The organism is Acidipropionibacterium thoenii DSM 20276 (assembly GCF_000423445.1).
Classification (GTDB): Bacteria; Actinomycetota; Actinomycetes; order Propionibacteriales; family Propionibacteriaceae; genus Acidipropionibacterium; species Acidipropionibacterium thoenii.
The window spans coordinates 1-10,732 of sequence record NZ_AUHZ01000030.1 but is presented as its reverse complement, the minus strand read 5'-3'; the positions used below and the strand labels follow the sequence as shown (position 1 = coordinate 10,732).

General features: G+C 68.3%; 10 protein-coding genes and 1 tRNA gene. 5 read left to right on the top strand and 6 right to left on the bottom strand.

Annotation, left to right across the window (positions count from 1 at the left end; translation table 11 throughout):
- The 3 genes from G554_RS15605 to dnaG all read left to right on the top strand — a co-directional run.
- A partial coding sequence (locus G554_RS15605) for an integrase core domain-containing protein (RefSeq protein WP_036925259.1) occupies window positions 1-288 on the top strand: 288 nt, incomplete at its 5' end.
- A 98-nt stretch (window positions 289-386) separates the two neighbouring features.
- Window positions 387-1,505 (top strand): HD domain-containing protein, encoded by a 1,119-nt coding sequence (locus tag G554_RS0108890; RefSeq protein WP_027587627.1) that lies wholly within the window; start codon window positions 387-389, stop codon window positions 1,503-1,505.
- Window positions 1,506-1,570: 65 nt separating this feature from the next.
- On the top strand, window positions 1,571-3,448 hold the full coding sequence (gene dnaG, locus G554_RS0108885) for a DNA primase (protein WP_027587626.1): 1,878 nt from the start codon (window positions 1,571-1,573) through the stop codon (window positions 3,446-3,448).
- A 100-nt stretch (window positions 3,449-3,548) separates the two neighbouring features.
- Here dnaG and G554_RS0108880 read toward each other — a convergent pair.
- From G554_RS0108880 to G554_RS0108865, 4 genes are all read right to left on the bottom strand, one after another.
- Window positions 3,549-3,624 (bottom strand) — tRNA-Asn (locus G554_RS0108880).
- A 91-nt stretch (window positions 3,625-3,715) separates the two neighbouring features.
- Window positions 3,716-4,270, bottom strand: a complete 555-nt coding sequence (locus G554_RS0108875; protein ID WP_154654242.1) for a hypothetical protein — start codon at window positions 4,268-4,270, stop codon at window positions 3,716-3,718.
- A gap of 17 nt (window positions 4,271-4,287) precedes the next feature.
- Entirely contained in the window at window positions 4,288-5,160 is an 873-nt protein-coding gene (locus G554_RS0108870; RefSeq protein WP_027587624.1) for a sigma-70 family RNA polymerase sigma factor, read from the bottom strand.
- 98 nt (window positions 5,161-5,258) lie between these two features.
- Window positions 5,259-5,555 carry a GNAT family N-acetyltransferase gene (locus G554_RS0108865; protein ID WP_027587623.1) on the bottom strand — a complete coding sequence of 99 codons (297 nt, stop codon included), beginning with the start codon at window positions 5,553-5,555 and terminating at the stop codon, window positions 5,259-5,261.
- Between the two features lie 187 nt (window positions 5,556-5,742).
- Between G554_RS0108865 and G554_RS0108860 the strand changes: the two genes are divergently transcribed.
- Complete coding sequence (locus tag G554_RS0108860; RefSeq protein WP_027587622.1) at window positions 5,743-7,452, top strand: ATP-binding cassette domain-containing protein; 1,710 nt, start codon at window positions 5,743-5,745, stop codon at window positions 7,450-7,452.
- Here G554_RS0108860 and G554_RS0108855 read toward each other — a convergent pair.
- Window positions 7,430-8,833, bottom strand: a complete 1,404-nt coding sequence (locus tag G554_RS0108855) for an alpha,alpha-trehalose-phosphate synthase (UDP-forming) (RefSeq protein WP_027587621.1) — start codon at window positions 8,831-8,833, stop codon at window positions 7,430-7,432. The two genes, G554_RS0108860 and G554_RS0108855, sit on opposite strands and share 23 nt — an antisense overlap.
- A 129-nt stretch (window positions 8,834-8,962) precedes the next feature.
- Between G554_RS0108855 and otsB the strand changes: the two genes are divergently transcribed.
- A complete protein-coding gene (gene otsB / locus G554_RS0108850; protein WP_051232801.1) occupies window positions 8,963-9,853 on the top strand; it encodes a trehalose-phosphatase in 891 nt (296 codons plus the stop codon).
- Window positions 9,854-10,404: 551 nt separating this feature from the next.
- Here otsB and G554_RS15600 read toward each other — a convergent pair.
- A partial coding sequence (locus G554_RS15600) for an ISL3 family transposase (RefSeq protein WP_036925257.1) occupies window positions 10,405-10,732 on the bottom strand: 328 nt, incomplete at its 5' end.

Genomic DNA, 10,732 nt, shown 5'->3' with positions numbered 1-10,732 from the left:
GACAACGGTTCCTGCTACCGGTCAGGCGCCTTCGCTGACGCGCTCGGCGACCATGTGAAGCACAAGTGGACCCGGCCATACCGGCCGCAGACCAACGGCAAGGTCGAGCGGTTCAACCGCACCCTCGCCGTCGAGTGGGCCTACGCGAAGCCCTACGCCAGCGAAGCCGAGCGCGCCGCAGCCTACGAGACCTGGCTCCATCACTACAATCACCACAGACCCCACACCGGGATCGGCGGCCAGACCCCCTCAGCCCGCGTTCACAACGTCACGGGGAAGTACACCTAGCGGCTGGGCCCCGACACCTCGGGCTGTCGGTCAAGCCGGGGTCGAAGCTGAGTCGATGGGCCCGTGAGGCCGCAGCGGGACTTTGGCATGCTGGGGGCATGGCTGAACCGTCTTACCGGGCCCGCGCCTGGGCGAGCACCATGTCCGGGCACCCCTCCGATGGTGGCGTCATCCGTTGTCACACCGATTCCGGGGCCCGCCTCGAGGCTGGCCCGGTGGTCGACCGGCAGGTTCGCGAGGACCGCGAGGCCAGCACCCTGCGGCCAGGGGCCACGCTGGCCCATGGTGCCGGTAATCGGGCGATCCCCGAGGCTCCCGACCCCCGGCGCACCTGCTTCGAGCGGGACCGCGACCGGATCGTCCACTCCACAGCCTTTCGCAGGCTTGCCGGCAAGACCCAGGTCGTCGTCCACCCCACCGACCACCAGCGCACCCGGCTCACCCACGCCCTGGAGGTGGCTCAGGTGGCCCGCTCCATCGCCGCTGGGATCGGTGCCAATGTCACCCTGGCCGACGCCATGGCGCTGGGCCACGACTGCGGCCACGGCCCCGGCGGACATGCCTCGGAGGAGGCTTTCGACGCCTTCCTGCCCGAGGGCTTCGACCACGCTGTCTGGGGGGCCGACGTCGCCCTGGTCTCCCTCAACCTGTGCGCCGAGACCCTCGACGCCATCCGCAACCACTCCTGGTCGCGCCCGGCGCCGAGGACGGTGGAGGGGGAGATCGTCTCCTTCGCCGACCGGATCGCCTACTGCGCCCATGACCTGGAGGACGCCCAACGGGCCGGCATCGTCACCATCGCCGAACTGTCCGCGCAGGTGCGAGAGGTCGTCGGCGACTCCCGGCGCAGTCAACTGTCGACCCTCATCAACTCGGTGATCGACACCAGTTGCGCCACCGGGCAGGTGGCGATGGGGGCCGAGGCCGGCCAGGCACTGGCGGGGATGCGCCAGTTCAACTACGAGCGGATCTACACCCGACCGGAGTCCCGGGCCCAGAGCGCAGCGGTCATCGAGGTGCTGAGAGGACTCGTCGACTACTACCTGGAACATCTGGAACTGGTCCCCCAGGAGTTCCTGTCCACCAGTGCCGACCGGGTGCACCAGGTGGTTGCCTATGTGGCGGGGATGACCGACCAGTTCGCCTTCAGCTGCGCCGAACAGTTGCTCGGATGGGACCGCGCCAGGCTGCCCCGCGGACTGGGGCGCGGGTTCTGATCGGGGCCCGGTGGCTCGGATCGATGGCCACCGGGGGCGGGCCCGCCGCACTAGGATGGGGACCCATGGCAGGGCGGATCAACGATGAGGACATCGCGCTGGTCCGCGAGCGGGCCAGGATCGATGAGGTGGTGGGGGAGTACGTCCAGCTGCGCAATGCCGGCGGCGGCTCCCTGAAGGGCCTGTGCCCCTTCCATGACGAGCGGACCCCCAGTTTCCAGGTGACCCCCTCACGGGGTCTGTTCTACTGCTTCGGCTGCGGGGAGGGCGGCGATGTCATCAGCTTCGTGGAGAAGATCGACAACCTCACCTTCGTCGAGGCCGTCCAGCGGCTGGCCGACAAGGTCGGGGTCCAGCTGCGCATCATCGAGGACGGCCGGCCGGGGATCGAACCGGGCCTGCGGATGCAGATCCTGGAGGCCAATGACGCCGCCGCCGAGTACTACCAGCAGCAGATGGTCACCGGCGAGGGGCTGATCGCCCGGCAGTTCCTCGCCGGCCGGGGCTTCGACCGAGCGGCCGCCGAGATGTTCCACATCGGCTACGCCCCCCGTGGCGGCCATCAGCTGCGGGACCATCTGCTGGCCAAGGGGTTCAGCCCCAAGGCACTGGTCAGTGCCGGGCTGGTGCGGGAGAAGGGCTGGGACTTCTTCCAGGGCCGGGTGCTGTGGCCGATCAAGGACTCCGGCAAGTCGGTACTGGGATTCGGCGGACGCCGGGTCTACGACGACGACCGGCTGCCTGCCAAGTACATCAACACCCCGGAGACGGTGGTCTACAAGAAGTCCCATGTGCTCTACGGGCTGGACCTGTCGCGCTCCAACATCGGCAAGAAACGCCAGGCGGTGGTGATGGAGGGCTACACCGACGTGATGGCTGCCCATCTGTCGGGGGTGGACACCGCGGTGGCCGCCTGCGGCACCGCCTTCGGTACCGATCACGCCCGCCTGCTGCAACGTCTGATCGGAAACAACGGGGCCCTCTCGGGGGAGATCGTGTTCACCTTCGACGGTGATGCCGCGGGCCAGAAGGCGGCCCTGAAGGTCTACCAGGGCGACAGCGAGTTCGTCTCCCAGACCTATGTCGCCGTCGAGCCGAATGGGCTGGACCCCTGCGACCTGCGGATCAAGCAGGGACCTGCGGCGGTCCGTGACCTGGTCGCCAGCCGGATCCCGCTGTACCGCTACGTGATGGACAATGTCGTCCACCGTTTCGACCTGGACCGTGCCGACGGCCGGATCGCCGCAGTGCGGGCTGCAGCACCGCTGGTCTCCAGCATCCGCGACAACTCCCTGGTGGACGGCTACCTTCGCGAGCTCTCCCAGATGGTCGGGATGGATGTCGACGAGGTCCGCAGGGAGGTCGCCAGGGCCCGGCGCAACCCTGCCCCTGCCAGGGATCAGCGGCCGCGACTGAGCGTGGTCCCGGATCCTGCTCCCGCGGCCCCCGCACCGACCTCCTCGATGCCCTGGCCCGATCCTTCCGACCGGCGTCTGGCGGCCGAACGCGGGTTCCTCAAGCTGGTCCTGCAGTATCCCCAGCTGTTCGACGCCGGGTGGAACCTGGTCGAACCCGCCGACTTCCGCCACCCCGCCTATCGGGCGGTCTTCGAGGCGGTGTCCCAGGTGTCGGTCGGCGAGCAGGGCTGGGCCCAGGCTCTCGTCGAGGCCACCGCGGATCCGGTCATCAAACAGCTGGAGGTGGCGCTGCTGGTGGAGCCGGTGCTGACCTCCGAACCGGACTCCCGCTATGCCGCCGCCTATGCCGACCGGGTGAGACTGCTGTCGGTCACCGACGACATCGCCGAGCTGAAGTCGCGCCTGCAACGTACCAATCCGACCACCGACCGGCCCGCCTACAATGCGATGTTCACCGACCTGGTGGAACTGGAGGCGCTGCGCAAGGAACTCATCGCCAGTGGCTCGGGAGCACTGGAGGTCTGAACCGCCCAGAGGCAGTTCCGCTGCTGGTAGCTGGCGTCGCTCCCGGGATTCCGGTGGAGCTCACTGAATGGTGAGCTGACCAGGGTCTTTCGACCCGGTCTGGCTCCCCCGACTGGACTCGAACCAGTAACCCTCTGATTAACAGTCAGATGCTCTGCCAATTGAGCTACAGGGGATCAGCGCCTTGACGCGAGAACAGACTTTAGCAGTCGGCACACCGGCAGGCAAAACGACAGTCCGTTGAGCGGGCCCGCGACGCTGCCGCTGTCAGCGCCACTCCTTGCGCAACTCGGCCGTGCGCTCCAGGACCCGGCGTTCGGTGTCCGGATCGGAGAGGTCGGCGCCCTCGCCGGCGATCGCCGTCCACAGGATGTCCTGGCCGGCCAGGCTGCCCAGACGACGCCGTCCCGCGATGACCACGGTGCCGCCGGCGGTCGGGACCGGTTCACGCACCACGATCGAGGCTGTCACGCGGTCGTTGAAGACCTCCGGGAGATCTCCCGGCCGGTCCAGTTCGACCTCGTCACTGTGCTCGTCGAGGAAGGTCCACCACAGCGCCGAGGCGCTCTCCCGCCAGCCGCCACGGACCACCTCATGCCAGGCCACCGCGGCCGCCTCGCCGTCGGCGCCGACCAGCGCCAGGCCCTCGTCGACGGCCACCGCCGTCACCGGCCGGCCGTCGTGGCGGCCGGTGCCCCAGGCCAGCACATGCGGCTCCGGGACCCCGGTCACCGCCGACACCCCGGTCAGCACCTGGGGATCAGGATGAGAGCTTGAGGTCGCGCCGATGGCGCCAAGAAGGCGCCGCCACAATTGAGCCATGGGATCATTCTCGCCGCTCAGGCCGACTTCCTGCTGACCGCCTCCCGCCGGTCACCATCTTCCAGTGAGCGGGCGGCCCAGGCGCGCAACCAGTCCAACGCACTCCTCTCCATCCTGCGCACCGCCCGGGCGCTGATCCCCAGCTGGACTGCCAGCTCCTCGCGTGGCACCACCTGCCCGTTGAAGCCGTAGTGGGAGTCGAGGATGCGGCGCTGCAGCTCAGGCAGCAGGCACCGGGCCTCGGCGAGCCAGTCGGCGTCCACCGCGGTGCCCGGTTCGGCGGGCAGCAGCCCTTCCAGTACCCACATTTCGCCGATCGCGACGTCGGAGCCGCACTGTCGTCGTGCCCGCACCCATGCCACCTCGACATCAAGTGCGGCGGCGATCTCGGTGTCCTCGGCCTGCCGACCGAGCTCGGCTGTCAGTGCCTGCTCCTTGAGGGCCACGATCCGTTCGGTGCGCCGCCGCCAGACCGGCCGCGAGGAGTCGCGGCGCATCGCCTCCTCGGCGATCCTTCTGCGGATCGACGGCCAGGCGAAGGTGGAGAATCTCAGTCCTCGCCGCAGGTCGAAACGCATCATGGCCTCGGCGAGTCCGATGCAGGCGGCCTGCACCAGGTCCTCGACGATGTCGCTGCGGTCGCGTCCCATCGCGCGGGCCAACTTCAGTGCCAGTGGGAGGTTCGCCTGCCACAGCCTCTCCTTGGCCCGGTGTCCCTCGGCGGCGATGAATTCGAGCTCATGGCTCACCGCGTCGGTCCGGCATCTCAGCCGACCGTCACGTACCGCACCGGCCACCAGGCCGGCCTCCATGGCCAGGAACAGGTCGCGCTCCTGGTTCGCAGTGAGGCGGTCAGATCCACCCAGATTGATGTACTCGGCGTAGTCCATGCAGGAAGCGTGAGCGGCCCCGGTGCGCCACGTCGAGTGATGAGCGCAGATCTGTGGACACTCAAAAAGTTGTCCACACCCGTCACACGTCGGCAGTTCTAGTGCTCGAGCAGGTCGCGGTAGTCCGGGTGGTGATCGATCCATCCGGCGATGTAGCTGCACTCGGGCCGCACCTTGCGGCTGCCCTCCTGGCGGACCTGGTCAAGGGCCGACCGGGCCAGTCGGGAGGCGATGCCGCGGCCCTCCTGGGCCGGCTCGACCACCGTGTGGGTGAAGGTGGCCAGGCCGTCGGACAGCTGGTAGTCGGCATGTCCGACGACCTGCCCGTCCAGCAACGCCTCCCAGCGATGCAGATCGGGGCGGTGGACGACGGTGACTTCGGACTCGGTGCTCATGGCAGCTCCTGGTGGCCGTTTCGTGTCGTTGGTGTAAGGTGTCGGGGCACGGTGTGCAGGGTTACCGGAATATTACCCGGTGAGCTGCCACTCATCCCGACCAGGAGAATCCGTTGAAGATCTGAGGAATGGCACCCGCTCCGGCGGCTGCCGTACGGCCCCGCACACCCGAGCACCCAGGATCCTCATGTCTTCACATCCATCGGTCGTCGTCGACCACCTCACCTTCACCTGGCCGGACGGAACACCCGTCCTCACCGACCTGAGCTGCACCGTGCCGGTCGGAAGAACCGGCCTGATCGGCGACAACGGCACCGGTAAGACCACTCTGCTGCGCCTCATCGCCGGTGATCTGGAACCGACCTCGGGCCACGTCTCGGTCACCGGGAGCATTGCGATGCTCAGCCAGGACGTGGCGCGTCGCGCCGATCTGACGGTCGCCGACCTGCTCGGTATCAGCACCGTGCGCACCGCGCTGCGGGCCGTGGAGGCCGGCTCGGTGGACCCCGCCGATTTCACGGCCATCGGTGACAACTGGGACATCGAGCCCCGTGCCCTCGCCGAGCTGTCGAGCCTGGGGCTGGGGTCCGAGGAGTCCCTGCTGGACCGTCCGGTCACCAGCCTGTCGGGCGGGGAGGCCACGATGGTCGCGATCGCCGGGCTGGGCCTGGTCGGCCCGGTGCCGGCCGGTAGAGGTCAGGCGGGCGCCGGCGTCACCCTGCTGGACGAACCGACCAACAACCTGGACGCCGGATCGCGCTGCCGACTCTACGACCAGCTTGATGACTGGCCCGGATCGGTCCTGGTGGTCTCCCACGACAGGGAGCTGCTGGAACACGCCGACACCATCATCGAGCTCGACCCGACCAGCCCGACCGGAACCCGGACCTTCACCGGTACCCTCTCGGACTACCAACTCCAGCGGCAGGCCGAGCAGCAGGTGGCCGGTCAGAGACTGCGCGAGGCCGATGCCCAGCTGCGGCGGATCCGGAGGCAGGCCGCTGCCGACCAGCAGCACCTGGCTCAACGCGACCGGGTCGGTAGGAGTGACGCCGCGAGGTCCGGGATGGGCAAGGGTGCCGAGCACTACTTCGTCAACCGCTCCCAGAAGAGCGCCGCCTCGGGCGCCCAGCGCCGGGAGAAGCAGGCCTCCGAGGCCGCTGCGGTACGGGATCGGGCCGATGCTGCAGCCCGGCTTCCCGATCGGATCCGCGTCGACCTGCCCAGCACCGGCCTGCCGGAGACCCGGCAGGTCCTGGAGCTGATGTCGGGGGGCCACAGCCTGCGGATGGACGGACCTGAGCGGATCAGGATCGCTGGGCCCAATGGGGTCGGCAAGTCGACACTGGTCCAGATCGCCCTGGGCGACCGTTCAGAGGGTGCGGATGCGCAGCTGGAGTCCCGGGCCCTCGCACTGTTCGCCGAGCCGCTGAACGCGGTGCGGACGCCGCAGGTGCCGGTCGGCATGATCGGCCAGCGCGACGATCTGGACTCCTTCGCGACGCCGCTGGATGCGGTCCGTGATGCCTGCCCCGGTGCCACACCGAACCAGGCGAGGGCACTGCTGGCCCGGATGCTGGTCGGTGCCACGATGGCCGGCCGGCCGACCGGGGTGCTGTCAGGAGGGGAGCGCTTCAGGGTCGCGCTGGCGCGCATGCTGTTCGCCGAGCCTGCCCCCCAGCTGCTGATCCTGGACGAACCCACCAACAATCTGGACATCTCCTCCACCGACCATCTGGTCGAGGCCCTGGACGGCTACCGGGGTGCGCTGATGATCATCAGCCACGACAACACCCTGGCCGGACGTCTGAGAGTGGATCGGGTCTGGCAGTTGAGCGCCAGCCCCGATGGCACCGTCATCGAGGACCGGCCGGTCAGTCGCTCTCGAGCTCAGTGAGGAAGGAGTCGGCCCACAGGTCGATGTCGTGCTCGAAGACCTGCTTGCGCATCGCCCGCATCTTGCGGGCCTTCACCCGCGGGGGGTCGTTGAGGGCCTTGAGGATGGTGGCCTTCATTCCGTCGATGTCGTAGGGATTGACCATGTAGGCCTGCTTGAGCTCCAGAGCGGCCCCCGCGAACTCGGAGAGCACCAGCGCCGAATCATTGCGGGACCGGCAGGCCAGGTACTCCTTGGCGACCAGGTTCATGCCATCGCGCAGCGGGGTGACGATCATCAGATCGGCGATCTGGTACATCGCCGCGAGGGTCTCGCGGGGGACGGAGGTGTAGCGGTAGGCGATTGGGCTGCGCGCCAACGAGTCGCTCTCCGAGTTGATCCGCCCGACCATCAGGTCGATGTCGCCGCGCAGTGCCCGGTACTCCTCCACGCGTTCGCGAGAGGGCGTCGCCAGTTGCAGGAAGACCGTCGTCTCGGGATCCAACTGGTGGCTGTCGAAGAGCTCTCCGATGGCGCGGACCCGGCCGCGCAGACCCTTGGAGTAGTCCAGCCGGTCCACCCCGAAGAGGATGGTCTGTGGGTCCCCGAGTTCATGGCGCAGCTTCTCGGCCTCGGCCCGCACCTCGGGCGAGTTGGCCAGATCCCGCATCCCGACGGCGTCGATGGAGATCGGGAAGGCCTTGATGGAGACCATCCGGCCATCTGGCAGGTGGACGCGCCCTCGGGCGCCCTCGACATCGGGCAGCCGCCGCGCCACCCGGATGAAGTTGGAGACGCAACCGGGGAACTGGAAGCCGAGGAGGTCGGAGCCGAGCACCCCCTCGATGATCTCGCTTCGCCACGGCAGCCGGGAGAACAGCTCCGGTGGCGGGAAGGGGATGTGAAGGAAGAACCCGATCCTCAGGTCGGGCCGCAGCTCACGCAGGTACTGCGGCACCAGCATCAGCTGGTAGTCCTGCACCCAGACGGTGGCACCGTTGTCGGCGCGTTCGGCGACGGCCTGGGCGAACCGCCGGTTGACCTTGCGGAAACAGTCCCACCACTCTCGGTGGAAGACCGGCTCGGCGATGCAGTCGTGGAACAGCGGCCACAGCGTGGCATTGGAGAAGCCCTCATAGAACTGCTCGACGTCCTGGCTCGACAGCGGCACCGGGATGATGTCGTATCCCTGGTGGTGGAAGGGCTCGACCTGCTCGTCGGGGGCTCCATGCCAGCCGATCCATGCCCCGCCGCGCGACTGCATCACGGGTTCCAGGGCGGTCACCAGGCCGCCGGGGGAGGTGCGCCAGGACACCTGGTCGTCGTCTCCGCTGACCCGATCCACAGGCAGTCGGTTGGCGACGACGATGAAACTCGCCTTCTCCTGGACGGATTCAGACATGTCAGCCTCTCAGGGATCTGCTGGGCTCCGGGCCCCGTACACCAGCACCGTACCAATGCCCGCCTCCTGAGCCGCCCGATCCGCCGGTGCCGACCGACGGTCGCTGGCGGGGTGTGTGAGGATGGACAGATGAATGAGGCCAGGAGCGATGCGGCTCACGACTGCCGACCCGTCATTCCCGATGGTGGCTGGGTCGCGGTCAGTGCCGCCGGAGAGAACCTGCTCGACGCGATCGCCGCCGACCCGCAGGGCACCCTGTTGGCCACCGATGTCGACGGCACCCTGGCTCCGATCGTCGAGGACCCGGCACAGGCGGCTGTTCCGGATCAGGGCCGCGAGTCGCTGGCGGTGCTGGATGGCCGGCTGGGATCGCTGGCGGTGATCACCGGGCGCCCGGTGGCCCGGGCCGCCGAGATGCTCCGGGCGCACCGGCCAGGACTCGAGCACCTGGTGCTGTTGGGGCTCTACGGCGATGAGTGCTTCGACCCCGCCAGCGGCCGGCTCCAGGTTCCCGAGCCCCCCGCCGTGGTCGAGCGGGCTCGCCGGGATCTGCAGGACGCCGTCGACCGCGCCATCGAGGAGAATCCGGAGCTGGCCGGGGCGATGGTGGAGGACAAGTCCAGCTCGGTGGCGCTGCACACCCGGAGGGCGAGGGATCGCGCAGCCGCCTGGCAGGTGCTGGCCCCGGTGGCCCGCCGGCTGGGGGAGGACCTGGCGCTCACCGTGGAGGAGGGCCGCGAGGTGGTGGAGCTCAAGGCCTTCCAGACCAGCAAGGCCGACGCCCTCAACCGACTGGTGGCCCAGCACCACCCCCGGGTCCTGGTGATGTGCGGGGACGATCTGGGAGACCTGCCTGCGATGGGCGTCGTGCAGCGATGGATAGCAGGTGGTCGGTGCGGGGCCCGGGTGGTGTCCTACTCGGCTGAACAGCCTCAGGTGGCCCAGACCGCGGACGTGCTGTGCGACGGGCCGGCCGGGGTGGCGGCACTGCTGGCCGAGATCGGCGCCCGGCTGACCTGATGACGGCGGGCCGGCGGCCCGGGGACTGTGGTTGCGCCACGGTATCTCACAGTCTGATATTTCATCTCGATATTTGGAAGATTTCAGGGCGGTACTTGGCAACCGCGGGGGGCTGTGGTTATCTAGTCATCGGAACTGAACGGCAGCGTTCCAGGGCGTTTCGAGTCCTGATGCCGGACGGTTGTTTCGACTCGAAGGGACATCTGGTGAATACCGGGCGCACCGCATTCATGGCACACGTTGATCGCGTCGCCGTGATGTCGATGTCGGCCTGTTTCATGTCCCGGTGTCGATGCTGTCGTCGCTGACCCGAGCATTTCGCAGTTGAGGCAGGGACGGTCAACGCGCTCCTGGAGCCCTCGGCCCGGCACTGACCGGATACGAGTCATCGAGGCCCTGTCGGGCTGATCGGACCGGCCACCTGCACCCATGTCACCACATCCGATGGCGCTCAATGCGGAAATCCCCTGACACGACACAACCCCAGTCGCAGCAGGATTCGAAGTTCGTCTCCCGCTCTGTCAAGAATCCAACCCCAACAAAGGGGCTCTTCACGATTGAGGGTGTAGTTGGGGTCTGAATCCTCCGGCCTCGAGGAGACTGCGGGCAATGTAGTTCGTCAGGTTTCGGAAGCCCAAGGCTGAGCCGCGCAGGTGTTCCAGTCGGCCATTGAGGGCTTCTGTCGGGCCGTTGGAGGTGTGGGGGCGCTCGAAGTAGGCCAGGACGTCTGTGGCGCGCCGCTTGAGGGTGCGCCCCAGGGTGATGATCTCAGCGAGGGCGGCGGGAACGCCGCGGCTGATGACCTCGATGACGTGGGCCAGCTGGGCTCGCCCGGCCTTGGGGTCGGGATCGCGGTAGGCGGCCACGATCTTCTGGTAG

Excerpts from the sequence above, each read along its gene's own strand:
- otsB (WP_051232801.1), top strand. The coding sequence starts at position 8,963 with ATGAATGAGGCCAGGAGCGATGCGGCTCACGACTGCCGACCCGTCATT.
- G554_RS0108870 (WP_027587624.1), bottom strand. The coding sequence starts at position 5,160 with ATGGACTACGCCGAGTACATCAATCTGGGTGGATCTGACCGCCTCACT.
- G554_RS0108875 (WP_154654242.1), bottom strand. The coding sequence starts at position 4,270 with ATGGCTCAATTGTGGCGGCGCCTTCTTGGCGCCATCGGCGCGACCTCA.
- G554_RS0108890 (WP_027587627.1), top strand. The coding sequence starts at position 387 with ATGGCTGAACCGTCTTACCGGGCCCGCGCCTGGGCGAGCACCATGTCC.
- dnaG (WP_027587626.1), top strand. The coding sequence starts at position 1,571 with ATGGCAGGGCGGATCAACGATGAGGACATCGCGCTGGTCCGCGAGCGG.
- G554_RS0108865 (WP_027587623.1), bottom strand. The coding sequence starts at position 5,555 with ATGAGCACCGAGTCCGAAGTCACCGTCGTCCACCGCCCCGATCTGCAT.
- G554_RS0108860 (WP_027587622.1), top strand. The coding sequence starts at position 5,743 with ATGTCTTCACATCCATCGGTCGTCGTCGACCACCTCACCTTCACCTGG.
- G554_RS0108855 (WP_027587621.1), bottom strand. The coding sequence starts at position 8,833 with ATGTCTGAATCCGTCCAGGAGAAGGCGAGTTTCATCGTCGTCGCCAAC.